Source organism: Variovorax palleresanus, assembly GCF_051144945.1.
In the GTDB taxonomy this organism is placed as follows: Bacteria; Pseudomonadota; Gammaproteobacteria; order Burkholderiales; family Burkholderiaceae_C; genus Variovorax; species Variovorax paradoxus_S.
In genome coordinates this window covers 4,222,597-4,247,556 of record NZ_JBJNVP010000002.1, presented here as the reverse complement: position 1 = coordinate 4,247,556, position 24,960 = coordinate 4,222,597, and the positions used below count along the sequence as shown (strand labels likewise).

The window sequence follows — 24,960 nt, the reverse complement described above, 5'->3', positions numbered from 1 at the left end:
CGCCGATCAGACCATGTCGAGCGGAAACACCGGCCGGCGCACCTTGGAGAACGGGAACAGGCTGTAGTCGGAACTGGTTACGCCCGGGCTGTCGCACTCGATCAGCGCGGCCGAGATCGGCTCGAACACCGGCCGGCAGTACATGCGCGACTTGAGCAGCAGGAAGCGTTCCTTCTGCGGGTCGAGCCCCGCGCATTCGAAAACACCGATGTCCCAGGGCTCCTGCGTGCGCTCGGTCACCACGATGCGCGCCGCGCCGATGTCGAACAGCACCGTGCGGCCCATGCTGCTGCGCTGCCCGGTGTAGGTGGGACCGGTGATCACGTACTCGCCGTTGCCGACGGTGCGCACCGTCCCGGTCAGCATGACGGGCTTCTTCGACAAGCCGATGCCTTCGAGCGACACCTTGTTGCCCAGCGCCACCGTGACCGTGGCGCCCTCGCCCGCCGCGATGAGTTCGCCCACGGCCTCGGGGTCGCACAGCGGCCCCACGCCGATGCCGTCGAGCCCCTGCGCCAGGGCCTCCTGCAGCACGTCCATGGTGTCGCAGCTGCCGCCGGACATGCAGTTGTCGCCATGGTCGAGCAGCAGCACCGGACGCGTCGCGCCCTGGGCAATGGCCTTGGCACGCGCCACCGATTCGGCAAGCGGCTCGCTGCGGTAGACGAAAGCCTCGCGCTCGTCCCACATCTGCTTCGCGATGCGGTCGGCCGTGGCCTGCGCGCGCTCGTGCAACTTCGCATCGACAACCACCACGCTCATGCAGGGCGCCTCGATGTCGGACAGCGAGAAGCCGGCAAAGATGGACACCGCGAGCGATTCCGATGCTTCGGCTTTGCGTGCAGCCTCGATGGCCCGCTGCATCGCGCCGGTGAAAGACGCGCTGCGCAGCGTGTGCGCCATCAACGGCAGCGGGTGCCAGCGCATCGCGGGCTTGCTGCGTCCCGCGAGCAAGTCGAACAGCAGGCGGCCGGCATGCTCGCCGGTTTCGTACATGTCGATGTGCGGATAGGTCTTGAAGCCGACGATCACGTCCGCGTTGCCGACCATCTCGGGCGTGACGTTGGCGTGCAGGTCCAGCGCCACGCCGATGGGCACGCCCGGCGCCGCGGCACGCAGCCGCACCAGCAGGTCGCCTTCCCCGTCCGCGCTGTTCTGCGCCACCATGGCGCCGTGCAGGTCGAGCAGGATGGCATCGCAGCCCGGCGCCGCATCGACGATGCATTGGGTAAGCGTGGTGTACGCCGCTGCGTCGACCGGCCCGCTCGGGTTGGCCGAGGCCGACACGGGCGTGACCAGCGTCGCGCCCGCCAGCTCGGCCAGGTCGATGAAGGCCGACATGGCGGTGCGCATGCCCTTGTTGTCCCTGTAGGCCTGTTCTCCGAACGTGGGGCCGTCGGGCCCGAAGGCCGCCAGCGGCGTGGGCACCGGAGAGAAGGTGTTGGTCTCGTGGTTGAGCCGCGCGATCAGCACTTTCATTGCGCAAACTTTCCGCCGCTTCCCAGCATCGTGATGTCCCCGAAGCTCGAGCCGTTCCGGTTGTCGGGCCGGAAAGCGACCTGGAAGCCGCTCAGGTTCATGGGCGGCGAGTTCTCGATGCTGCGCTTCAGCGATTCGGTGGTGATCGGCCCCTTGACGCGCTGCAGCGCTTCCGCGAAGGCCTTGGCCGTGATGTAGCCCTCCAGGCCCAGGTAGGAGCCTTCGCCGCCGCCGCCCGCGCTCTTGATCGCGCGCTGGTACTCGTCGACGATGGGAAACCGGGTCTTCCAGAACGGCGGCACAACCTGCGACAGCACGATGCCGCGGCTTCGCTCGCCGAGTTCCTTGTACAGGAGGAAGGAGCTCGCCACGGAGTTGGTGTAGATCTGCGGGTGCACCGGCGCGGCCACCAGCGCCCGGATGACGTTGATCGCCGGCATGCCGGCCGCAATGACGTAGACCGCCTGCGCCCCGCTCGCGGTGACATGTTGCGCGATGGCGGAAAGATCCGCGTCCTTGGGATTGAAGCGCAGCGAGAGGAGCGCCGGATGCTTGTTCTTCTCGAGCGCCTCCACCGCGTCTTTCTCGATGCCCTTGCCGTAGGCATCGTCGCTCGAGACGATGGCGATGCGCGTCACGCCGATGGTCGTCAGGTGGGTCATCACGCGCCGGACTTCGTCGGCATACGACTCGCGCATGTGATAGATCGGTACCTTCGGGCCGCGCAGCACGGCCGCGCCGGTCAGTCCGCCGAAGATGAAGCTGTCGTACTTGGCCGCGACAGGCACCATGGCGGCGCCGATACCCGTGCCCATGGCGCCGAAGAGACAGACGACACGGTCGGTGCCGAGCAGCTTCTCCGCATTGGCCGCGGCCTTCTCCGCCACATAGGCATCGTCGTAGGTAATCACCTTCACGGGCCGCCCGCCGATGCCGCCGGCCTTGTTCAACTGGTCGAAAAACAGCGTCTGGCCTTCCATGAACGCCAGGCTGTTGGGCGTGAGCGGCCCGGTCAGTACGGCGGACTGACCCACCAGGATGGGGGGTTCCGCGGCCACAGCAGCAGTGACAGTGGCTGCCACCGCGATGCCTGCCGCGAGGATGCGAAGGCGGATGCTCCGGAGCGCCGCCTTCACACTGCCCCCCCTGCGCTTTGCAGCATCGCCTGCAGCAGCACATTGCATCCCGCCTCCAGGTGGCCGGGCTGCGCGTCCTCGATCTCGTTGTGGCTGATGCCGTCCAGGCAGGGCACGAAGATCATCGCCGCGGGGCACACGCGCGCAAGGTAAACGGCGTCGTGCCCCGCACCGCTGATCACGTTCATCCAGGTCATGCCCTGCGCCTGTGCGGCCTCGCGCACGGCCGACACCAGCGTGGGCGTGAAGGGCTGCGGCGGAAAGTAGACGACCTGCTCCACCGTGGCCTCGACCTTGCCCTTGACGGCGATGCGCTGCACCAGCGCTTTCAGCTCGGCGTCCATGGCCGAAAGCACCACGTCGTCCGCCGCGCGCAGGTCGACGCTGAGCTTCACGCGGCCCGGAATCACGTTGCGCGAATTGGGATAGTTTTCGATCCAGCCGACCGTGCCGCGGCCATGCGGCGCGTGGGCCAGCGCGATGCGGTTGACCTCCATCACCAGTTCGGATGCCGCGAGCAGCGCGTCCTTGCGCAGCTCCATCGGCGTGGGGCCGGCATGCGCTTCCATGCCCTGCAGCACCACGTCGTACCAGCGCTGGCCAAGCGCTCCCTCGACCACGCCGATGACCCGCTCGTTGGCTTCGAGCACCGGGCCCTGTTCGATGTGCGCCTCGAAATACGCGCCCACGGGCGATGCCTCGGCCGAAGCCGGCGCGGCGCCCGCATAGCCGATCGACGCGAGCGCCTCGGCCACGCTGATGCCGTCGTTGTCGCGCTGCGCCAGCGCATGTTCGAGCGTGAAGGCATCGGCGAACACGCCAGAGCCCATCATCACGGGCACGAAGCGCGAGCCCTCTTCGTTGGTCCACACGGCGATCTCCAGCGGCGCCTCGGTGACGACGTTCGCGTCGTTCAGGCTGCGGATCACCTCAAGCCCGGCCAGCACGCCGTAGTTGCCGTCGAACTTGCCGCCCGTGGGCTGGGTGTCGATATGGCTGCCCGTAACGACCGGGGGCAGCGCGTTGTCACGGCCGGCGCGGCGCGCAAAGATGTTGCCGATCTGGTCGACGCGCACCTCGCAGCCAGCTTCACGCGCCCAGCGGGTGAAGAGGTCGCGGCCCTGGCGGTCGAGGTCGGTCAGTGCGATGCGGCAGACGCCGCCCTTCTCGGTCGCGCCGAGCTTCGCCAGTTCCATCAGCGAGTTCCAGAGGCGCTCGCCGTTGATGCGGAGTGGGGTCTGTGAGTTCATGGCTTTGCAAAAAGAAGAAGGTATGCGAGGCCTCAAGCAAGGCCCACGCCCAGATAACGGTCTTTCACTTCATGGTCGGCCATGAAGGCGGCGTTGCCGGCCTCGTGCACGATCACGCCCTGCTCCAGGATGTAGTGGCGGTCGGCGAGTTGCACGCAGACTTCGAGGTTCTGCTCCACCAGCAGGATGGCCACGCCGGCCGCCTTGATGAGCTTCAACTGCGCAACGATTTCCTCCACGATCACCGGTGCAAGGCCTTCGACCGGCTCGTCGAGAATCAGCAATCGCGGATGGTTCATCAGCGCGCGGCCAATCGCCAGCATCTGCTGCTCGCCGCCCGAAAGCTGGCCGCCGCCATTGCGGCGCCGCTCCTTCAGGCGCGGAAAGATGCGGTAGATGTCGTCGAGCTGCCAGGGTGAGTCGCGCCGCTGGCCGAGCAGGAGGTTCTCTTCCACCGTCAGCAGCTTGAAGACGCCCCGGTGTTCGGGCACCAGGCACACGCCGCGCGTGGCAATGCGGTGCGGTGGCAGGCCCGCGATGTCCGCACCCTGGAAGCGCACACGGCCGCCGCTGGGCGTGACCGCGCCGGCAATGCTCTTGAGCGTGGTCGACTTGCCCGCGCCGTTGCGGCCCAGCAGCGTGACGAGTTCGGCCTCGCCCACCGTCATCGACACGCCCTGCAGCACGTGGCTCTTGCCGTAGTGCGCGTGCAGGCCGCCGACTTCGAGGATGTTCGCGCTCATCGGGGCGCCTCCGTTCTCTCCGAGCCGGTCATGGCCCGGCTGTTGCCCCCTCTCCCCTCGGGGAGAGGGCTGGGGTGAGGGCCGGCGGCGATGGCAAAGGCGGTGCATGTGCGAAGGCCGCGGCCCTCACCCCTGCCCTCTCCCCAAGGGGAGAGGGAGAAAGAAGCAGTGCTCCTCATGCCTTGCCTCCGGTGATCATGTTGCCCAGGTACGCCGTGCGCACGCGCGCATCCGAGCGGATGTCGCCCGGCAGCCCCTCGGCCAGCACGCGGCCCAGCTGCATCACCGTCACGGTGTCGGAAATGTCCATCACGATGTTCATGTTGTGCTCGATGAGAACCACGGTGTGCGCGTCGCGCAGCCCGCGAATCAGCCGCTTCATGTCGTCCAGGTCGTCGATGCCCATGCCCGAGGTCGGTTCGTCCAGGAAGATGGCCTTGGGTTTCGCGGCGAGCGCCATGCCCACTTCGAGGCGGCGTTGCTGGCCATGCGAGAGTTCGCTGGCGGGCACGTCGGCCAGCCGCTGGAGGCCCACTCGCTCCAGCACCTCGGCCACCGTTTCGGCGCAGGCTCGTTCGCCGACCGGCGCGCGCCAGCAGTTCATGGCCTGGCGCGGCGCAACGCCTTGCGCCGCCACGCGCAGGTTCTCGCGCACCGAAAGGCTGGCGAACAGGCTGGTCACCTGAAACGAGCGCGCCATGCCGCGCTGCACGCGCTTGTGGTCGGGCTCGTGCGTCACGTCGTGGCCGTCGAACAAGATGCGGCCGCCGGTGGTGGTGCCGGTGCCCGTGAGCATGTGGAACAGCGTGGTCTTGCCGGCGCCGTTGGGGCCGATCACCGAGTGCACGGTGTTGCGCTTGATCTTCAGGTCGACCCCGCCGAGTGCGGCGAACTTGCCGTAGTGCTTGGTGACGCCGATGGCTTCGATGAGTACCGGTTGGGTCATGCTTTTTCTCCATGCACGTGAGGCACGGCCGGCGCTAAAGGCGGCGCCTTGCGGAACACGCGGCGCCACGCGCTTTCGCCCAGGCCCCAGAGGCCGCGCTGCATACCGATGCTCACGCCGATCAGCAACAGCCCCAACAGCAGCAGCCATCGCGGCCACAGCGTGGAAAGCCAGTCGGCCAGCAGCACGTAGAAAGCCGAGCCCAGCACCGAGGCGAACAGGTTCCCGGTGCCGCCGATCACGGTGATGACCAGGATCATTTCGCTCGTGTGGTACTCGGCATTCGACAGTGGCGCGATGCCGGTCATCATCGCGTGCAGGCCGCCGGCTAGGCCGGTGACGGCGCCGGAAATCACGAAGGCCAGCAGCTTGAAGCGCTTGAGGTTGTAGCCCACCGCGGCGGCGCGGTCCTCGTTGTCGCGAATGGCGAGCAGCGTGCGGCCGAACACCGAATCGGTCACGCGCAGCAACAGGCCGAACGCGATGAGGAACATCACGGCCACGAAGGCGTAGTACTTCCAGGGCGTGTCCATGAAGGCGGGGCGCGGCACGTCGAGCAGCCCGTTGTCCCCGCCCGTGAGCCCCGAAGCGGTGTACGCGACGAAATAGAACATCTGCGCGAAGGCCAGCGTGAGCATCACGAAGTAGGTGCCGCGCTGGCGGATGGCGACCCAACCGACCACCGCCGCGCCCAGTGCGCCCATGGCGATGGCGGCGAGCAGCGCGAGCGGCATCGGCAGCTGCAAACGCGTGAGCAGGATCGCGATGGTGTAGCTGCCGAGGCCGAAGAAGATGCCTTGCCCGAACGAAAGAAGCCCCGTGTAGCCCAGCAGCAGGTTGCAGCCCAGCGCAGCAAGTGCGTAGATGAGCACCTCGCTCGCGAGCGAACCCGAGCGCAGCACCAGCGGCAGGCCCAGCGCGACGATCAGCGCCAGGAGGAAAGTGATTTTTCTTGGCATGGGGTGTTTTTTCATGTGCTCCGGCCAAGCAGGCCATGCGGGCGCAGCAGCAGTACGGCCGCCATCGCGATGTAGATCATCAAACTCGCCCCCGGCGGCCAGATGGTGCTCATGAGGCTTTGCACGATGCCGATCAGCAAGCCGCCGACCAGCGCGCCGCCAAAACTGCCGAGCCCGCCAATCACCACCACCACGAAGGCGACGCCGAGTGCCTCGACGCCCATGAAAGGCTCGGCCCCGCGGATCGGCGCCGCCAGCACACCTGCCAGCGCCGCCGTGGCCGCACCCAGTGCGAACACCAGGCTGAACACACGGAAGACGTTGATGCCGAGCAGCGACACCATCTCCGTCGATTCGCTGCCCGCGCGCACCGCGCTGCCCAGGCGCGTGCCTTCGAGCACCCACCACAGCAGCACCGCGAGCACGGCCGTAAAGCCGATCACGAACAGGCGGTACTTGGGATAGATGAAGCTGCCCCACATCACCACGCCCTGCAGCAGGTCGGGGGTCGCCACGCTGTTGCCCAGCGGCCCCCAGAACACGATGACGATCTCTTGCACCGCGAGCGCGAGCCCCACGGTCACGAGGATGTGGAACTCGTGCGCCTTGGCGTATACGCGGCGCAGCAGCAGCTTCTCCGCGAGCCAGCCCAGCCCGCCCACGAGAAGCGGCACCAGCACCAGTGCGGCCCAGAAGTCGAGCCCCCACTGCATGGCCTGGAAGCACAGGTACGCGCCCAGCAGATAGAAAGCCCCGTGCGCAAAATTCACGAAGCGCAGCAGGCCGAACACGATGGACAAGCCAACGGCCAGCAGGAAATACAGCATGCCGATGCCGATTCCGTTGATGGTCTGGAGCAGGTAGACGGTCATGGATGGGTGCGCCGGATTCCTTGTCGGCGTGCTCAGGCCAGCTTGCAGCCGGTCTTGTCCACTGCAAGGAAGGACTTGCCGGAACTCACCACGTCCACATAGTCGGCCGCGCTCTTCATCTTCGACTTGGCCTTGCCCTTGAGCAGGTAGTAGTCCTTGATGACCTGGTGGTCGGCCTTGCGGATTTCCTCGGCGCCCGTGAGGCCTTCGTACTTCATCCCTTCGAGCGCCGCAATCACGGCCTTCTGGTCGACGGTGCCGGCCTTGACGATGCCGTCGATGAGGATCTTGGTGCAGACGTACGAGCCTGCGAGGCTGTAGTTGGGAACGATCTTCAGCTTGTCGGCTGTGAGCTTCACCAGGTCCTTGTTCAGCGTGGTGTCGGCCGTGTGCCAGTACTGCGCACCGAAGTAGACGCCGTCGCACAGGTCGGCGCCCAGTTCGTCGAACTGCTCCAGCCCCGAGGCCCAGGCAATGAGGATGGTCATGTTCTTGTGCATGCCGAAGCTCACCGCCTGGCGCAGCGCCGCCGACGACTGCGCGCCGAAGTTCAGGAGCAGCAGCACGTCGGGCTTGGCGGCCATGGCGTTGGTGAGGTAGCCGCTGAACTCCTTCTCGTTGAGCGAGTGGTAGCTGTTGCCCACGTGCTCGATGCCCTTCTCCTGGAAGATGTTCTTGGCCGCGCCCAAGAGGCCTTCGCCGAAAACGTACTGCGGCGTGATGGTGTACCAGCGCTTGGCCTTGGGCATGGTGGCGATCAGCGGGCGCACCGTCTGCTCGACGGCGCCGAAGGTGGGCACCGACCAGCGGAAGGTGGCGGGGTTGCAGTCCTTGCCCGTGATCTCGTCCGCACCCGCGGTGGTGATGAAGATGCCGCCGGCCTTCTCGGCCTCCTTGCCCATGGCCAGCGCTTCGGACGACAGGATGCCGCCCGCGAAGAACCTGGCGCCCTGCTGCTGCGAGGCTTCCTGCACCTTGCGCACGGCGGTGGCCGGCTTGCCCTCGGTGTCCAGCACCGTGTAGGCCAGCGGGCGCTTCAGCACGCTGCCGTATTGCTCGATGGCCAGCTTCATGCCCAGGTCGGCGAACTTGCCGTTGGCCGCGAAGGCGCCCGACATCGGAACCGGGCAGCCGAAGCGGATCGCGTCGGCCGACTGGGCAAAGGCGGCGCGGCCGCCCAGGAGCGAAACGGGAGCGGCCGACAGGGCGGCGAGCTGAAGAAGGTGTCTGCGTTGCATGGAATTCTCCGGACGTGGTTGGGAGTAAGAGAAAAGTGCGGCCTGGGGTCGGCAGCGAATTTAAGCGGATAAATAGGATTAATATGTTGGTAAAAACCCGCTAGCAATGGCCGTGCCAAAATCCGGAAAGGTCGGGCCCGATATCTGCTCCCAAGTACCCTCATCACTCTCGAAATGACTCTTCACGCATGAAATCGCCGCAGGACGCCATGAGCTTTGGGCAAAACCGCCCCAAACGGCAAAAGCTCTCCGATGTCATCGTCGAGGACGTCAAGCGCTGGATCGTTGCCGAGCGCAAGCAGCCGGGCGACCGGCTGCCGAACGAGAAGGAATTGATCGAGCTGTTCGGTTATTCGAAGAGCACGGTGCGCGAGGCACTGAAGGCGCTCGAGGTGCGCGGGCTGATTTCCATCCGCACCGGTCCGGGCGGCGGCGCCTATCTACAGCAGGTGTCGGTCGACCACGCATCGGAGCCGCTGCGCAACTTCCTGCACTTTCATCACCTGGACGGCCACCACATCTACCAGCTGCGCAAGGTGCTGGAGCCCGAATTGGCCGTGAGCGTGGTCGGCCGGCTCACGCCCGAACACTTCGAGCGGCTCGAAGCCAACGTGCGCCTTTGCACAATAGAGCCCACCACCGAAGACGAGCTGCGCAGCCAGCGCGAGGCCGAGCTCGCGTTTCACACCATGCTGGCCGAGGCCTGCCCCAATCCGGTGCTGTCCTTCATGTGCCGCTTTCTCAACGACCTGCTGCGCGACCTCGTCGTCTACAAGAAGGCGCTGGACCATCACCACTTCGGCGAGGCCAACGTCGACTATCACACCCAGTTGCTCGATGCCTATCGCCGAGAAGACGCCGACACCGTGCGCCGCCTGATGGCCGAGCACATGGTCGATGCCGAGGCGCACATGCATGAGATGGAGGCGCATATCGGGGCCAAGCATCTGTTGCTGCCTAGCGGGCAGCGTTGACCGGCCGAGTTGAGAGCAACCCGTTTTTCTTGTCCCCTCTCCCCCTGGGGAGAGGGTTAGGGTGAGGGCCGCGGGCCTTCGCACCCGCACGCCCTTTGCCATCGCCGACCCCCTCACCCCAGCCCTCTCCCGCAAGCGGGAGAGGGAGCAAGACCGAGGTCGCGCACAAGCTTTACTTGTGCGCCTTCTCCAGACACTCCTGAAACGCCAACACAGCCCGTGAAGGCTTCGGCGACCTTCGCAGCAGGCTCACGAATCGGCACACATAGTTGAATCGCGCTGGCAACACCGCCTTCATCAGCCCACGCTCCTCGAACACCTGCGCATAGTGGTCCGGCAAAAATCCCAGGAATCGCCCCGACAGAATCAGCGTGGCAATCGCCTCCTGGTCGAACCCCGTGGCCTTGCGCGACAGCTTGGCCCGATGGCTCAGTTCCATGTTGGGCGAGTGGTAGCCCAGGCCCGCGAAGTGATGCTCGCGCAGCTTTGCCCATGTGAGCTTTGCGTTGTTGCTGCCGAAGAGCGGATGCCCCGCGCCGCAGTAAAGCAGCATCGTCTCGTCGAACAGGTCCGCATACACCAGGCTCTTCGACGCGCGGTGCGCCGGAATGATGCCGATCTGGAAGTTGCCCTCCAGCACACCCTGTTCTATCGAATTGATCGAGCCCACGTGCACCGCCAGGTTCACCTCGGGTGCGATCTCCGTGAAGCGCGCAATGGCCTCGCCGATGCGCGCCTTGGGGTTGGTGGCCGTCTTGTCGAACAGCGCCACCTCCAGCTGCCCGCCCATGCGGTTGTGGATGTCGTCGATGCTGCCGCGAAACGCATCCACCGAAGCCAGCAGCCGCAGCGTCTCGTCGTACACGCGCTGGCCTTCGGCCGTGAGCGCAAAGCCCGCCCGGCCGCGCCGGCACAGCACCAGGCCGAGCCGCGTTTCCAGGTCTTTCACGTGCCGGCTCACGGTGGAGGTGCCGATGTTCAGCTCCAGCTCGGCCGCCGCCATGCCGCCGCAGTCGACCACACTCTTGAACACCTTGAGCAGGCGCAGGTCCATGTCGCTGAGCTGCCCCAGCACGGCGCGGTTGCGCGTGCTTGACGCACCGTTTTGGACGTCGCTTCGGGTCTTGGCCTTTACTTGCATGAAGTGTCAAGTGAACATTGATATTGCGCCATTCTCCACACTGACGGCTGTGCCAACAATCCGCATACCTCATTACCCCTTTGGAGCCCGCCCCGAGCGGGAAGCGCCATGACCCTTGCCACACCCGCCATCGAACCGACGCCCGCCCTGCGCACCGACGCCGCCTGGCTCGACGCGCACTGGATGCCCTACACCGGCAATCGCAACTTCAAGGCCGATCCGCGCATGATCGTGGAGGCCAAGGGCGCCTACTTCACCGATGGCGACGGCCGCAAGATCTTCGACGGCCTCTCGGGCCTCTGGTGCTCGGGCCTCGGCCACGGCCGCCCCGAAATCACCGAGGCGGTGAGCCGCCAGATCGCCAAGCTCGACTACTCGCCGGCCTTCCAGTTCGGCCACCCGCTCTCTTTCGAACTGGCCAACAAGATCAAGGAACTCACGCCCGCGGGCCTGGACTACGTGTTCTTCACCGGCTCGGGCTCCGAAGCCGCCGACACCTCGCTCAAGATGGCGCGCGCCTACTGGCGCACCAAGGGCCTCGCCAGCAAGACGCGCCTGATCGGCCGCGAGAAGGGCTACCACGGCGTCAACTTCGGCGGCATCTCGGTGGGCGGCATCGCGGCCAACCGCAAGCTCTTCGGCCAGGGCGTGGAAGCCGACCACCTGCCGCACACGCAGATTGCGGCCAACGCCTTCACGCGCGGCATGTCGGAAAACGGCGCCGAACTGGCCGACCGCCTGCTCGACCTGATCACGCTCCACGATGCATCGAACATCGCGGCCGTGATCGTGGAGCCCTTCGCGGGTTCGGCCGGCGTGGTGATTCCGCCCAAGGGCTACCTGAAGCGGCTGCGCGACATCTGCACCGCGAACAACATCCTCCTGATCTTTGACGAGGTGATCACCGGTTTCGGCCGCTGCGGGGCGCTCACGGGCGCCGAGGCCTTCGGCGTGACACCCGACATCATGAACATCGCCAAGCAGGTGACCAACGGCGCGCAGCCGATGGGCGCGGTGGTTGCCAGCAAGGAGATCTACGACACCTTCATGGCGGCAGGCGGCCCCGACTACATGCTCGAGTTTCCGCACGGCTACACCTACGGCGCACACCCGGTGGCCTGCGCGGCCGGCATTGCGGCGCTCGACGTGCTGCAGAAGGAAGACATGATCGGCCGCGTGAAAACGCTTGCGCCGCATTTCGAGAACGCGGTGCACAGCCTCAAGGGCAGCAAGCACGTCACCGACATCCGCAACTACGGCCTGGCTGCCGGCATCACCATCGCCGCTCTGCCGGGCGAACCGGCACGCCGCCCGTACGAGATTGCGATGAACTGCTGGAAGAAGGGCTTCTACGTGCGCTACGGCGGCGACACGATCCAGATCGCGCCGCCATTCATCACCGAGAAGGCTGAGATCGACCGCCTCATCAACGCCTTGGGCGACGCGCTCGCGGAAACCGCGTAAACAAACGCCCCCGAAGCGCCTTCGGCGCCTCCCCCACTGGGGGCGCACCCGGCGGCCCGGCAAAGCCGGTTCCGCGGGTGCACTGGACTGGGCCCGGGACACAGCGGTCTGCATAATCTGCCGGCCTCCATTCCCCTCCCGCCAGCCCCGTGCATCAGATCGACCTTTCCTACGCGATCCGTCCCCGCCGCAGCGGTTCGCGGCAGATCCGCAATCCGCTGATGCAGATGCTGCAGGCGGTGCGCGAGCACGGCTCCATCTCGGCCGCCGCGCGCGCGCTCGGCTTGTCCTACCGCCATGTGTGGGGCGAGCTCAAGCACTGGGAACAGACGCTCGGCCACCCGCTGATACAGGGCGAGCAGGGACAACGCGCGCAGCTTTCCGAATTCGGCGACAAGCTGCTGTGGGCCGAGCGCCAGGCGCAGGCCCGGCTGGCGCCGCAGATCGAGGCGCTGCACGCCGAGCTGGAACGCGCCTTCGCCCTCGCCTTCGACGATCGCACCCACGTGCTGAGCCTGCAGGCAAGCCACGACGATGCGCTGGCACTGCTGCGCACCCATGCCGCGGGCACCGCGCAGCTGCACCTCGACATTCATTTCACCGGCAGCGTGGATGCGATCCGCGCGCTCAACCAGGGCCGCTGCGTGATGGCGGGCTTTCATACGCTGGAACATCCGCAGCGCGGCTCGCTGGCCCAGCGCACCTACCAGCCGCTGCTCAAGCCCGGGCAGCACAAGCTCATCGGCTTTGCGCGAAGAACGCAGGGCCTCATCGTGGCGCCGGGCAACCCGCTGCGCCTGCACTCGCTGGCCGACGTGGCACGGCTGCGGGCGCGCTACGTCAACCGCGCGATCGGCACCGGCACGCGCGTGCTGCTCGAGGAACTGCTGGCGCAGGCCGGGCTCGATGCCACCGCGCTCGCGGGCTACGAACGCTCTGAAACCTCGCATGCCGCGGTGGCGCAGGCCGTGGCGTCGGGCCAGGCCGATGCCGGGCTCGGGCTCGAATCGGCGGCCCACGCCGTGGGGTTGGGCTTCGTGCCCCTGGTGCACGAGCGCTACCACCTCGCCTGCCTCAAGTCGGCACTCGAGCAGCCGGCAATGCAGGCGCTGGTGGCCGTACTGCGCAGCGAGACCTGGCAGCACCTGCTGGGCACGCTGCCCGGCTACGAAACCGCGGCCAGCGGCGAGGTGCAGTCGCTGCGCGCCCTGCTGCCCTGGTGGACCTTTCCGCGCGAGAAGAAGCACAGCCGCTGAAAGGGCCATCCAGGCACTTGGGTTAAGGTTGAGCCCATGACGACAGCTGCGGTGCACAGCGACATTCCTGCCCGTCTCGACCGCCTGCCCTGGTCTCGCTGGCACTGGCGCGTGGTGATCGCCCTGGGCGTGGCCTGGGTGCTCGACGGCCTCGAGGTGACGCTGGTCGGCTCGATCGGCGCCGTGCTCGAGCGGCCCGACACGCTGGGGCTCAGCGCCGGAGAGATCGGCTGGTCGGGTTCGATCTACATCGCGGGCGCAGTCATCGGCGCCCTGCTCTTCGGACGCCTGACCGACCGGCTCGGGCGCAAGAAGCTGTTCCTGGTCACGCTGGTGGTCTACACCCTGGGCACGCTGGCCACCGCGTTCTCGCCGAACTTCGCCTTCTTCGCGTTCTGCCGCTTCGTCACGGGCCTGGGCATCGGCGGCGAATACGCGGCCATCAACTCCGCCATCGACGAGCTCATTCCGGCGCGTGTGCGCGGCCGCGTCAACCTGGCGATCAACGGCAGCTTCTGGATCGGCGCGGCGCTGGGCGCCGGGCTCAGCCTGGTGCTGCTCGATGCGCGCGTGATCGGGCCGGTGTGGGGCTGGCGCGCGGGCTTCGCGCTGGGTGCGGTGCTGGCCGTGGCCATCCTGCTGGTGCGGCGCGACGTGCCCGAAAGCCCGCGCTGGCTGATGGCGCACGGCCGCGCCGACGAGGCACTGCGCATCGTCGAGGACATCGAGGCCCAGGTTCGCGCGCAGCACGGCCCGCTGGCGGTGGCCGAAGGCCGCGTGACCTACGCCGGCGGGCGCCACCACAGCCCGTCGATGCGCGAAGTGGCGCACGTGCTGCTGCGCCGCTACCGCGAGCGCAGCGTGGTGGCCGTGGCGCTGATGGTCTCGCAGGCTTTTTTCTACAACGCAATCTTCTTCACCTATGCGCTGGTGCTCACGCGCTTCTACGGCGTGGCCGAAGGCAACGTGGCGCTCTACATCTTTCCGTTCGCGCTCGGCAATGTGCTCGGGCCGCTGCTGCTGGGCCCGCTGTTCGACAGCGTGGGCCGGCGCAAGATGATCGCGCTCACCTACGTGCTCGCAGGCGTCGGGCTCGCCCTCACCGGCTGGGCCTTCATGATGGGCTGGCTCGACGCGCGCAGCCAGGCGCTGTGCTGGTCGGCGGTGTTCTTTTTGGCCTCGGCCGCCGCGAGCTCGGCCTATCTCACCGTCAGTGAAGTGTTCCCGCTCGAGATGCGGGCCATGGCGATCGCGATTTTCTACGCCATCGGCATGGGCGCGGGCGGCTTCGCGGCGCCCGTGCTGTTCGGCATGTTGATCGAAACCGGCAGCCGCGGCGCGGTGATGGTGGGCTACGCGATCGGCGCCACGCTGGTCATCGTCGCGGGATTGCTGGCCCTGCGCTATGCAGCCGATGCGGAGTGCAAGCCGCTGGAGGAAGTGGCGCCGCCGCTCTCATCAGGCGGCATTCCCTAGCGACGCCGAGGGTGAGTTACAGACTGCAGGTTCGAAAGCCGAAAAAGCCGTCGTCGCGGTCCGGCAATGCAAAGCCACGGCGCCGCGGCGAGCGCAGGCGCGCCCGGGTCGCGAACGAGGCGCCGCGCAGCACGCGCGCCTTGCCGAAAACCGTAGTGGGATCGAACTCGCTGCCCGCGCTCCACGGATCGGCCCGAAAGCCGGGCCAGGGCCGCAGCGTGTTGGCGGTCCATTCGTGCACGTCGGCCCAGCGAAAGCCGCGCCGTGCCGCGGTCAGCGCCGCAATCTCCCATTCGACCTCGGTCGCAATGCGCCGGCCGGCCCAGCGCGCCCAGGCATCGGCCTCCCACCAGCTCAGGTGCACCGCGCTGTGGTGGCCGGCCGCGCGCACGGTGGCGCCGAACCGCTGCTGCAGCACCGAACCACCCGTGCCGTGGCGCGCCGCCCCGATCTGCTCGACATGGCGCGGCCCGCGCCGCCCCTCGATCTGCGAAGCCAGCCAGCGCCATCCTTCGGGGTGCCAGAACTCCTCGCGGTCGTAGCCGCCCTCGTCGACGAACTCGATGTACTGGTTCCACGTGACGGGCTGGGCATCGATCTCGAACTCGGGCACGTCGACACGGTGCGCGCCGCGCTCCTGCGCAAATGCGAAGCCGCAGCCCTCGGGCAGGCCAAGCTCCCACCGGGTGGCGGGCAGCAGCAGCGGCTCGCGCGTGACGGAGGTGGGGACCGGCTCGATGCCGAGCGGCAGCCCCAGGGTCTGGGCCATCACGATGAACTGCTCGCCGCGCAGGTCTTCGTGGAACAGCGCAAGGCGGTAGAAGTACAGCCCCGGATCGGTCTCGGCCGCATGCTCGAGCAGTTCGAGCGTGCTCTCCAGCGTTTCGAGCAGGTAGGCCTTGGTCTGGCCCAGGTCCGGCAAGCCGGGCGACCAGAGTTGCGCGTGCGACGCTTGGGCGGGGTTCCACCAGGCGTCGGCGTTGGGATCGATGGCGGCCAGCCGGGTTGGGCGCACCGGACAATCGGCGCCGAAGGCCCGCTGCGTGTTGCGCCCTATCCACCATTCGGCAAACCAGCCGATGTGCCCGGCCAGCCAGATGGGTGGCACCACGCCGGTGTCGTCCGTGCGCGCGACGTGGAGCGCGGCCGAACCCAGCGCCTCCTCATACATCGACAGGAGATGGAGCGTGTGGTTGCGCGCATCGATCAGGGCCAGAGACAGCAGCTCGCGGCCTGCGCGCTGCATGTCGGGCGAATCGATGGAGTGCGGTAAGGAATGCGGCGCAGCCATTGCTTCATTATGGTGCTCAGGGAAACCCCCCGATGGGCATCAGCGGCCACTCAGCATAGCCGCGTTAACATCGCAGGCTTTGTGCCGATTGCCCACAAGGCATCACACTTTTGTCATCTGGCCGGGAGACCCCCTTGTCCGCACTTCTCAAGTTTTCGTTCTGGATGGACTGGATCAGCAGCCAGCTCGGCAAGGTTGCCGCGTTCACGGTGCTCTCCGCGGCGCTGATTTCCGCCGGCAACGCCTTCGTCCGCTTCGGCCTCAACACCAGCTCCAACGCCTGGCTCGAAATCCAGTGGTACCTGTTCGCCGCCACGGTCATGCTGGGCGCGCCAGTGGTGCTCAAGCTCAACGAGCATGTGCGCGTGGACATCATCTACGGCAAGCTGAAGGGCCATGGGCCAGTCTACGTGGATCTGTTCGGCCTGCTCTGCTTTCTGCTGCCGGTGATGGGCATCATCGCCTGGCTCAGCTGGCCGCTTTTCTACAGCATGCTGCTGTCCGGCGAAATGTCGAACAATTCGGGCGGGCTGATCCGCTGGCCCGCCATGCTGCTGCTGCCGCTGGGCTTTGCCTTGATGTTCCTGCAAGGAGTGTCGGAAGTGATCAAGCGCGTGGCCTACCTGATGGGCCTGATCGAGATGGACACGCACTACGAAAAGCCGGTCCAGTGAACTGGACCCACCCCCGAAGCGGCTCACTTCGTGTAGCCGGCTCCCCCTCGAGGGGGCAACACCAGCGGCCCGGCAAAGCCGGCTCCGCGGTGTTTCCCGAACGGGCATCGCTTCGCTTGCCTGGCGTGACGGGTAGCGCAGTGAACTACTAGAAATACAGGACAGCACAGATATGCAGATGGAAAACTTTGCGCCGATCATGTTCGGCGGGCTGGTGCTGATCATGCTGATCGGCTTCCCGGTGGCGTTCTCGCTGGCCGCACTGGGCATGGCCTCCGGCTTCTTCGCGATCCAGATGGGCTGGTTCCCGGCGGTGTTCATGGAGAACTTGCCGATCAACATCTTCGGCATTTTGTCGAACGACCTGTTGCTGGCGATCCCGTTCTTCACCTTCATGGGCGCCATCCTCGAAAAGTGCGGGCTCGCCGAAGACATGCTCGACTCCATGGGCCAGCTGTTCGGCACGGTCAGGGGCGGCCTCGGCTACTCGGTGATCATCGTGGGCTTCATCCTCGGCGCCATCACCGGCACGGTGGCGGGCCAGGTGATCGCCATGGCGCTGATCTCGCTGCCGGTGATGATCCGCTACGGCTACAACATGCGCTACGCCACCGGCGTGCTCGCAGCGTCCGGCACCATCACGCAGCTGGTGCCGCCTTCGCTGGTGCTGATCGTCATGGCTGACCAGCTGGGCCGATCGGTGGGCGACATGTACCGCGGCGCGTGGGGTCCGTCGATCCTTCAGGTGCTGATCTTCGCGGGCTACACCTTCATGCTCGGCGTCATCAAGCCGCACCACATTCCGGGCATTCCCAAGAGCGCACGCACGCTGAGCGGCGCCAAGCTGTGGGCCAAATGCCTGCGCGGCATCATTCCGTCGGCCATCCTGATCTTCGCCGTGCTGGGTTCGATGGGCGGCTTGCCAGGCATCGACACCGCCATTGCCACGCCCACCGAAGCGGGCGCCATGGGCGTGGTCGGCGCGCTGATCCTCGCGGCGATCCACAAGCGGCTGACGCTGGGTCTCATCTGGGAAGCCATGGTCGGCACCATGCGGCTCACCGCCATGGTGGTGTTCATCCTGATCGGCGCACGCGTGTTCTCGCTGGTGTTCCAGGGCGTGGACGGCGCCAAGTGGGTCGAACACCTGCTGACGGGCCTGCCGGGTGGACAGATCGGCTTCCTGATCGTGGTCAACCTGTTCATCTTCTTCCTGGCCTTCTTCCTCGACTTCTTCGAGATCGCCTTCATCATCCTGCCGATGCTGGGCCCGGTGGCGGCCAAGCTCGGCATCGACCTGGTGTGGTTCGGCGTGCTGCTGTGCGTGAACATGCAGACCAGCTTCATGCATCCGCCGTTCGGCTTTGCCCTCTTCTACTTGCGAGGCATTGCGGACACGCTGTTCAAGGAGAAACGAATAGCCAAGCCGGTGCTGTCGAACGACATCTACATGGGCGCGATTCCCTGGGTGCTGATGCAGCTGATCCTGGTCGCGATCGTGATCTTCGTGCCGCAGACGGTGACGATGTTCCTGCCCAAGGAAGAGACGATCGATACCGACAAGGTCCAGATCGAGGTGCCGATCGACGACATGACCCCGAACTCCGGCGCTGACAGCGGCGGCGGTGGTGAAAATCCCTTCGGCGATCCGCCCAAGGAAGAAGCACCTGCCGGTGCGGCCACCGAACCCGAGAAGAAGTAGGCGCCTTGGGTCCCGCACCGTTTCGTTTCGAGCCGTCGGGGGGCGATGCAGTCGAGGGCCAGGCGTTCTCGCTGCCCTTCAAGCTGCTGGCCACCGTGATCGTGGGCGGCTGCGCCTTCTGGCTGGCACAGCTCTGGTCGGTGGGCGCCCTCGGCACCGCCAAGACCGGTGGCCTCGGCTGGTTTCTCGCCGGCATTGCGCTGATGGGCTGGACCTGGTTCCACATCATGACCAGCCGCACGCGCATCGACCGCCAGGGCCTGCACCAGCGCTGGATCTGGGACAAGCAGATGGCGTTCGACGACCTCGCATTCGGCAAGCTGATCCGCGTGCGCGGGCTCGACTGGCTGATTGCGCCGCGGCTCTACGTGCGCACGCTGGTCGGCAAGTTCGCCGTGTTCTATGCGGCCACGCCGGAACTCATTGCCGAGTTCGAGCGGCTGGTGGCCGAGCTCAAGCAGGCACGCAGGCTCTGATTTGCGCGTTCGTGCCGGCGCTCTTTCATGAAGTAGCGCCCATAAAAAAACCGCGCAATGCGCGGTTTTTTTTGCAGCCTTGAAAGCTCAGAGCTTCACGGATTGCATGTAGTTGTCGAAGCGGCCTTCGGCAACGCGGAACCAGGCCACCTGGTCGCGCTGGAAAGTCAGGAAGTCGGCGTAGATCTTCTTCCACTCCGGGCTCTTGGCACCGTTTTCTTCGTAGACCTGCAGCGAAGCCTTGAACGATGCGTCGAGGATTTCCTTGCTGAAAGGCAGCAGCTTGGTCTTGGCGCCGATCAGTTGCTTGAGCGCGGTGGGGTTGCGGGCATCGTACTTGGCCAGCATGTCCTGCGAGGCCACGGCGGAAGCTGCCGCAATGATGGCCTTGTTCTCGGGCGACAGGCCGTCGAAGGCCTTCTTGTTGATGAAGAAGTCGACCTCGGGGCCGCCTTCCCACCAGCCGGGGTAGTAGTAGTTCGGCGCCACCTTGTTGAAGCCGAGCTTCTGGTCGTCATACGGACCCACCCATTCGGCAGCGTCGATCGTGCCCTTTTCCAGCGCCTGGTAGATCTCACCGCCCGGGATGCTTTGCGGCACCACGCCGAGCTTGGTCATCACGTCGCCCACCAGGCCACCGCCCAGGCGCATCTTCAGGCCCTTGAGGTCAGCGGGGGTCTTGATTTCCTTGCGGAACCAGCCGCCCATCTGGGTGCCGGTGTTGCCGCCGTTGAAGCTCAGCATCCCGTAGGTGCCGTAGAACTCGTCCATCAGCTTGCGGCCGTTGCCGTGCATCATCCACGCGTTCATCTGGCGCGCGTTCATGCCGAAGGGGATGGCCGAACCGAGCGCGAAGGCCGGATTCTTGCCGTAGAAATAGTAGGGCACCGTGTGGCAGGCTTCGACCGAACCCTGCTGCACACCGTCGACCACGCCGAAAGCCGGCATCAACTCACCAGCTGCATGCACCGAGATCTCGAACTTGCCGCCCGACATGGCCTTGACTGCGTTGGAGAAAACCTCGGCACCGCCATAGATCGTGTCGAGCGGCTTCGGAAAGCTCGACGCCAGGCGCCAGCGGACGGCGGCTTGCGCATGAACTGCGGGCGCAATGCCGGCGGCCAGAACGCCAGCGATGCCGGCGTTTTTGATGAGGGAACGACGATCCATTGAATTCACTCCGAGTGCATTGGAAAAAACGAAACGCGGCTTGTGGCCGCGTCGACGACTTTTGTAAGTCGCAACGATTGTAAAAACGCGCTTACACGCGGCCGGCCGGGGTTTACCCTGCGACGGCGCCGAAACGCCGCGTGATCGCGGCTTCGATGCCCGCTGCGTCGAGGCCGATCGATGCGAGCAGTTTGCCCGGGTCGCCGTGCTCGATGAATTGATCGGGGAGGCCCAGCTGCAACACGGGCTTCATCACATCGGCAGCCTGCAGCGCCTCGAGCACCGCACTGCCCGCGCCGCCCATGACGGCACCTTCTTCGATCGTGACGATGGCATCGTGGGTGCCCGCCACCTGCAGCAGCAGGTCGACGTCGAGCGGCTTGGCCCAGCGCATGTTGACCACCGTCGCGTCGAGCGATTCGGCGGCGGTGAGCGCCGGGTACAGCAAGCTGCCGAATGCGAGGATGGCGACGCGCTTGCCTTCCCGGCGCACCTCGCCCTTGCCGAAAGGCAGCGCGTCGAGCGCAAGGTGCGGCGTCACGCCCGCACCCGCGCCGCGCGGATAGCGCACAGCGACCGGATGGCTCTGCTCGTAGGCGCTCGACAGCAGCTGCCGGCACTCGCGCTCGTCGGCCGGGCAGGCAATGCTCATGTTGGGAATGCAGCGCAGGAACGAGATGTCGTAGGCGCCCGCGTGCGTGGCGCCATCGGCGCCCACGAGGCCCGCGCGGTCGAGTGCGAACACCACCGGCAGGTTCTGGATCGCGACGTCGTGAATGAGCTGGTCGTAGGCGCGCTGCAGAAAGGTCGAGTAGATCGCGACCACCGGCTTCAGGCCTTCGCAGGCCAGGCCGGCCGCGAAGGTCACCGCATGCTGCTCGGCAATGCCGACGTCGTAGTAGCGGTCGGGAAAGCGCTTTTCGAATTCGACCAGGCCCGAGCCTTCGCGCATGGCGGGCGTGATGCCCACCAGCCGGCCGTCGTGCGCCGCCATGTCGCACAGCCACTGGCCGAAGACCTGCGTGAACGTCTGCTTCGCCACCGCAGTGGACTTGACCAGCCCGACCTGTGGATCGAACTTGCCAGGCCCGTGGTAGGCCACCGGGTCGGCCTCGGCGAGCTTGTAGCCCTGCCCCTTCTTGGTGACCACGTGCAGGAACTGCGGGCCGTCGAGATGCTTGAGATTCTCGAGCGTGGGCACCAGCGAATCGATGTCGTGGCCGTCGATCGGCCCGACATAGTTGAAGCCGAACTGCTCGAACAGCGTGGCTGGCACGACCATGCCCTTGGCATGCTGCTCGAGTCGCTTGGCAAGCTCGAACAGCGGCGGCGCGGCGCGCAGCACGCTCTTGCCGACGTTCTTGGCGGCGGCGTAGAAATTGCCGCTCATCAGTTGCGCGAGGTAGCGGTTGAGCGCGCCCACGGGCGGGCTGATCGACATGTCGTTGTCGTTCAGGATCACCAGCAGCTTGCAGTCGCACACGCCGGCGTTGTTGAGCGCCTCGAAGGCCATGCCGGCCGTGAGCGCGCCGTCGCCGATGATGGCCACGGTGTGGCGGTCTTCGCCCTTTTGCTTGGCGGCCATGGCCATGCCGAGCGCGGCCGAGATGCTGGTGGACGAATGCGCGGTGCCGAAGGTGTCGTATTCGCTCTCGCTGCGCTGCGGAAAGCCCGAGATGCCGCCAATCTGCCGCAGCGTGGGCATGCGCTCGCGCCGCCCCGTGAGAATCTTGTGCGGATAGGTCTGGTGGCCCACGTCCCACACCAGCCGGTCGTGCGGCGTGTTGAACACATGGTGCAGCGCGACCGTGAGTTCGACGGTGCCGAGATTGGAGCTCAGGTGGCCCCCGGTGCGCGAGACGTTGTCGAGCACGCAGGCGCGCACCTCGTCGGACAGCTGCTTGAGCTGGGCGCGGTCGTAGTGGCGGATCGGCGACGGATCGTGAAGCGTGGGAAGCAGCGGTGCCATGGAATCGTCGTGGTTCTTCTTGTCCATCTGTGAACAGTTCATCGGTCGCGGTCGACGACCATGTGGGCCAGCGCGCGCAGTGCGGCGGTGTCGGCAAGGCCACTGCGGCCGAGCGCCGCAAGCGCTTCGGCGAGCAACTGCCGTGCCTGTGCACGCGCACCGTCGAGGCCCCACAGCGAAACGTAGGTTGGCTTGTCGGCGGCCGCATCCTTGCCGGCCGTCTTGCCGAGGGTTTGCGAATCGGCGGTGACGTCGAGGATGTCGTCGACCACCTGGAACGCCAGGCCGATGGCGGCGCCGTAGTCGCGCAATGCATTCAGCGCAGCAGGCGCCACGGCACCGGCACAGGCGGCGCCCATCTCGACGCTGCCCTGCAGTAGCGCGCCGGTCTTCAGGCGATGCATTTCGCGCAACTGCGCTTCGTTCAGGGCCATGCCGACGCTGGCAAGGTCGATGGCCTGGCCGCCCGCCATGCCCTGGCTGCCCGCGGCGCGCGCCAGCAGGCGGCACAGCATGGCCTGGGTCGAAGCCGGAATTTCGTCGCCGTCGGGCGTCAGCAGTTCGAAGGCCAGCGCCTGCAAGGCATCACCGGCCAGGAGCGCATCGGCCTCGCCGAACTTGACATGCACCGTGGGCTTGCCACGCCGCAGCACGTCGTTGTCCATGCTGGGCAGGTCGTCGTGCACCAGCGAGTAGGCGTGAATCAGTTCCGTTGCGCAAGCCGCGCGCAACGCAGCGGCCGCATTGCCGCCCACCGCTTCGCTCGCAGCGAGCACCAGGAGCGGACGCAGCCGCTTGCCGCCGTCGAGCACGGCGTAGCGCATCGCTTCACCGAGCAGCACCGGCGCATCGACACCAACCCAGCGCGAAAGCGCTGCTTCGACGCGCGCCAGGTGCGGCTCGCTCCAACCGGCCAGCCGGCCAGCATCCCAATTGACCACAGCCCCGCTCATTGTTGCCCCCACGCTCGTCACTGCGTGTACTTCGCTGCCCCCCAAGGGGGCGCTCGCGCCTTCGGGCGGCCGTGCGGCGCTCATTCGGCGGTCCAGGGCTTGAGGCTCCCCGCATCGAGCACCTTGATCTGGTCCTCGACCGCCTGCAGCTTTTCGCGGCAGAAGGCGAGCAGTGCGGCGCCGCGCTGATAGCTGCCAAGCAACTGGTCGAGCGGCAGTTGTCCGGACTCGAGTTCTGCAACCAATTGTTCCAACTCCTGGAGCCCGGCTTCGTAGCTGGCCGGCAGCGGCCCGGTGTCGGGCGTGGCTGTCGGGCTGGACGTGGCGGAAGAAGGGACCTTGGGCATGCGAGCGAACGAATGTGAAATCAAGCATTTTAGGGTGGGGGAACCAAAGTGCCGCCGACCACCCCGAAGCATGCGGCGGATGGCGGCTGAACGGACCATGGGCGTCGACCGCGGCCGTCCGGCGCAGGCATGTGAAAAGCCATGGGCGCTGCGGTGCCCCCTTGGGTACAATCCGAGCTTCCCTTGCCGGCCACCCCGGCACAACTCTTCGGGCCGTCGCCCCTTCGGACTCCAGACGGCGCCTTCCGTTTTTTCTCTTTTTTCTCCCTGTGGGGAGCTTGGTCAGGTCCTCCATGTCTGATTTAAGTCTTCAACTGCAGCAGGCCGCGAGCCAACTTCCAGTTTCCGCATACTTCGACGAGTCGCTTTACTCGCGCGAAATGCAAACGCTGTTCGCGCATGGGCCGCGCTACGTGGGCCACCGGCTCGCGGTGCCCGAGCTGGGCAACTACCACACCCTGCCGCAGGAGCACCAGGGCCGCGCGCTCGTGCACACGCCCAAGGGCGTCGAACTCATTTCGAACGTGTGCCGCCACCGGCAGGCGCTCATCCTGCAAGGCCGCGGACAGCTCGACAACCAGACCGGCGGCAACATCGTCTGCCCGCTGCATCGCTGGACCTACGCTGCCGCCGACCCGCGCGCCACGGGCACGCTCATTGGTGCGCCGCATTTCGACCAGGACCCCTGCCTCAACCTGCACAACTATCCGCTCACCGAGTGGAACGGCCTGCTGTTCGAGGGCGGCCCGAACGGCGTGGGCCGCGACGTGGCGGCCGACATGGCCGAACTCGGCCCGCGCGCCGACCTGGACTTCACGGGCTACGCGCTCGACCGGGTCGAACTGCACGAGTGCAACTACAACTGGAAGACCTTCATCGAGGTCTATCTCGAGGACTACCACGTCGGCCCGTTCCACCCCGGCCTCGGCAGCTTCGTCACCTGCGACGACCTGCGCTGGGAGTTCAACCGCAACTTCTCGGTCCAGACGGTGGGCGTGGCCAACCGGCTCGGCCGCGCCGGCAGCCCCATCTACCAGAAGTGGCAAGAGCAGCTCCTCAAGTACCGAGAGGGCAAGCCGCCCAAGTACGGCGCCATCTGGCTCACCTACTACCCGCACGTGATGGTCGAGTGGTATCCGCACGTGCTCACGGTGTCGACGCTGCATCCGGTAAGCCCCACCAAGACCCTCAACATGGTCGAGTTCTTCTACCCCGAGGAAATCGTGGCCTTCGAGCGCGAATTCGTCGAAGCCCAGCAGGCCGCCTACATGGAAACCTGCGTGGAAGACGACGAGATCGCCGAGCGCATGGACGCCGGCCGCCGCGCCCTCATGCTGCGCGGCGACGACGAGAGCGGCCCCTACCAGAGCCCGATGGAAGACGGCATGCAGCAATTCCACGAGTGGTACCGCAGCGCAATGCAGAGCGCCTGAGCACATAGTGC

The 24,960-nt window shown here is 66.4% G+C and carries 22 protein-coding genes; 8 read left to right on the top strand and 14 right to left on the bottom strand.

The features are described from left to right. Window positions 1-6: 6 nt before the first annotated feature. The 8 genes from ACJ7Z0_RS23775 to ACJ7Z0_RS23740 all read right to left on the bottom strand — a co-directional run bounded on the left by ACJ7Z0_RS23775 (window position 7) and on the right by ACJ7Z0_RS23740 (window position 8,623). On the bottom strand, window positions 7-1,479 hold the full coding sequence (locus ACJ7Z0_RS23775; RefSeq protein ID WP_434791794.1) for a M81 family metallopeptidase: 1,473 nt from the start codon (window positions 1,477-1,479) through the stop codon (window positions 7-9). Further along, window positions 1,476-2,615, bottom strand: coding sequence for an ABC transporter substrate-binding protein (locus tag ACJ7Z0_RS23770; protein ID WP_434791793.1), 1,140 nt, complete (start codon window positions 2,613-2,615; stop codon window positions 1,476-1,478). Before ACJ7Z0_RS23770 ends, ACJ7Z0_RS23775 begins: the two co-directional genes overlap by 4 nt. Then, window positions 2,612-3,865 carry a Zn-dependent hydrolase gene (locus tag ACJ7Z0_RS23765; protein ID WP_434791792.1) on the bottom strand — a complete coding sequence of 418 codons (1,254 nt, stop codon included), beginning with the start codon at window positions 3,863-3,865 and terminating at the stop codon, window positions 2,612-2,614. The genes ACJ7Z0_RS23770 and ACJ7Z0_RS23765 overlap by 4 nt, the downstream gene beginning before the upstream one ends. Before the next feature lie 32 nt (window positions 3,866-3,897). Continuing rightward, window positions 3,898-4,608, bottom strand: coding sequence for an ABC transporter ATP-binding protein (locus ACJ7Z0_RS23760; RefSeq protein ID WP_434791791.1), 711 nt, complete (start codon window positions 4,606-4,608; stop codon window positions 3,898-3,900). 175 nt (window positions 4,609-4,783) lie between these two features. Then, window positions 4,784-5,554 carry an ABC transporter ATP-binding protein gene (locus tag ACJ7Z0_RS23755; protein WP_307578880.1) on the bottom strand — a complete coding sequence of 257 codons (771 nt, stop codon included), beginning with the start codon at window positions 5,552-5,554 and terminating at the stop codon, window positions 4,784-4,786. Then, window positions 5,551-6,513 (bottom strand): branched-chain amino acid ABC transporter permease, encoded by a 963-nt coding sequence (locus ACJ7Z0_RS23750; protein ID WP_434791790.1) that lies wholly within the window; start codon window positions 6,511-6,513, stop codon window positions 5,551-5,553. Before ACJ7Z0_RS23750 ends, ACJ7Z0_RS23755 begins: the two co-directional genes overlap by 4 nt. Before the next feature lie 11 nt (window positions 6,514-6,524). Next, window positions 6,525-7,385: a branched-chain amino acid ABC transporter permease gene (locus tag ACJ7Z0_RS23745; protein WP_307578875.1), complete on the bottom strand. Its 861-nt coding sequence runs from the start codon at window positions 7,383-7,385 to the stop codon at window positions 6,525-6,527. 32 nt (window positions 7,386-7,417) lie between these two features. Further along, window positions 7,418-8,623, bottom strand: coding sequence for an ABC transporter substrate-binding protein (locus ACJ7Z0_RS23740; RefSeq protein ID WP_434791789.1), 1,206 nt, complete (start codon window positions 8,621-8,623; stop codon window positions 7,418-7,420). A 188-nt stretch (window positions 8,624-8,811) separates the two neighbouring features. Between ACJ7Z0_RS23740 and ACJ7Z0_RS23735 the strand changes: the two genes are divergently transcribed. Further along, complete coding sequence (locus tag ACJ7Z0_RS23735) at window positions 8,812-9,597, top strand: FadR/GntR family transcriptional regulator (protein ID WP_431123277.1); 786 nt, start codon at window positions 8,812-8,814, stop codon at window positions 9,595-9,597. 172 nt (window positions 9,598-9,769) lie between these two features. Here the strand turns inward: ACJ7Z0_RS23735 and ACJ7Z0_RS23730 are convergent, their stop codons facing one another. After that, entirely contained in the window at window positions 9,770-10,738 is a 969-nt protein-coding gene (locus ACJ7Z0_RS23730; protein ID WP_434791788.1) for a LysR family transcriptional regulator, read from the bottom strand. 108 nt (window positions 10,739-10,846) lie between these two features. Between ACJ7Z0_RS23730 and aptA the strand changes: the two genes are divergently transcribed. From aptA to ACJ7Z0_RS23715, 3 genes are all read left to right on the top strand, one after another. Further along, on the top strand, window positions 10,847-12,202 hold the full coding sequence (gene aptA / locus ACJ7Z0_RS23725; RefSeq protein WP_434791787.1) for an omega-aminotransferase AptA: 1,356 nt from the start codon (window positions 10,847-10,849) through the stop codon (window positions 12,200-12,202). A 149-nt stretch (window positions 12,203-12,351) separates the two neighbouring features. Further along, the gene (locus ACJ7Z0_RS23720) at window positions 12,352-13,458 is read left to right on the top strand and encodes a substrate-binding domain-containing protein (protein ID WP_434791786.1); all 1,107 of its coding nucleotides are present in this window, start codon (window positions 12,352-12,354) and stop codon (window positions 13,456-13,458) included. Window positions 13,459-13,494: 36 nt separating this feature from the next. Then, window positions 13,495-14,934, top strand: coding sequence for an MFS transporter (locus tag ACJ7Z0_RS23715; protein WP_434791785.1), 1,440 nt, complete (start codon window positions 13,495-13,497; stop codon window positions 14,932-14,934). 16 nt (window positions 14,935-14,950) lie between these two features. Here ACJ7Z0_RS23715 and ACJ7Z0_RS23710 read toward each other — a convergent pair whose 3' ends face one another. After that, window positions 14,951-16,225 (bottom strand): SUMF1/EgtB/PvdO family nonheme iron enzyme, encoded by a 1,275-nt coding sequence (locus ACJ7Z0_RS23710; RefSeq protein ID WP_434791784.1) that lies wholly within the window; start codon window positions 16,223-16,225, stop codon window positions 14,951-14,953. Window positions 16,226-16,359: 134 nt separating this feature from the next. On the opposite strand from ACJ7Z0_RS23710, the gene ACJ7Z0_RS23705 reads away from it, so the two are divergent. The 3 genes from ACJ7Z0_RS23705 to ACJ7Z0_RS23695 all read left to right on the top strand — a co-directional run bounded on the left by ACJ7Z0_RS23705 (window position 16,360) and on the right by ACJ7Z0_RS23695 (window position 19,077). Continuing rightward, a complete protein-coding gene (locus ACJ7Z0_RS23705) occupies window positions 16,360-16,899 on the top strand; it encodes a TRAP transporter small permease subunit (protein ID WP_307578858.1) in 540 nt (179 codons plus the stop codon). A gap of 172 nt (window positions 16,900-17,071) precedes the next feature. Beyond that, a complete protein-coding gene (locus ACJ7Z0_RS23700; RefSeq protein WP_434791783.1) occupies window positions 17,072-18,601 on the top strand; it encodes a TRAP transporter large permease in 1,530 nt (509 codons plus the stop codon). Between the two features lie 5 nt (window positions 18,602-18,606). Continuing rightward, the gene (locus tag ACJ7Z0_RS23695) at window positions 18,607-19,077 is read left to right on the top strand and encodes a hypothetical protein (protein WP_434791782.1); all 471 of its coding nucleotides are present in this window, start codon (window positions 18,607-18,609) and stop codon (window positions 19,075-19,077) included. 87 nt (window positions 19,078-19,164) lie between these two features. On the opposite strand, the gene ACJ7Z0_RS23690 is transcribed toward ACJ7Z0_RS23695, so the two are convergent. From ACJ7Z0_RS23690 to ACJ7Z0_RS23675, 4 genes are all read right to left on the bottom strand, one after another. Continuing rightward, entirely contained in the window at window positions 19,165-20,247 is a 1,083-nt protein-coding gene (locus ACJ7Z0_RS23690) for a TRAP transporter substrate-binding protein (protein WP_434791781.1), read from the bottom strand. A 112-nt stretch (window positions 20,248-20,359) separates the two neighbouring features. After that, window positions 20,360-22,216: a 1-deoxy-D-xylulose-5-phosphate synthase gene (dxs, locus tag ACJ7Z0_RS23685; protein WP_434791780.1), complete on the bottom strand. Its 1,857-nt coding sequence runs from the start codon at window positions 22,214-22,216 to the stop codon at window positions 20,360-20,362. Window positions 22,217-22,254: 38 nt separating this feature from the next. Beyond that, window positions 22,255-23,169: a polyprenyl synthetase family protein gene (locus tag ACJ7Z0_RS23680; RefSeq protein WP_434791779.1), complete on the bottom strand. Its 915-nt coding sequence runs from the start codon at window positions 23,167-23,169 to the stop codon at window positions 22,255-22,257. 80 nt (window positions 23,170-23,249) lie between these two features. Next, window positions 23,250-23,516: an exodeoxyribonuclease VII small subunit gene (locus ACJ7Z0_RS23675; RefSeq protein ID WP_431123302.1), complete on the bottom strand. Its 267-nt coding sequence runs from the start codon at window positions 23,514-23,516 to the stop codon at window positions 23,250-23,252. Window positions 23,517-23,809: 293 nt separating this feature from the next. On the opposite strand from ACJ7Z0_RS23675, the gene ACJ7Z0_RS23670 reads away from it, so the two are divergent. After that, complete coding sequence (locus tag ACJ7Z0_RS23670) at window positions 23,810-24,949, top strand: aromatic ring-hydroxylating oxygenase subunit alpha (protein WP_434791778.1); 1,140 nt, start codon at window positions 23,810-23,812, stop codon at window positions 24,947-24,949. Window positions 24,950-24,960 lie beyond the last annotated feature (11 nt).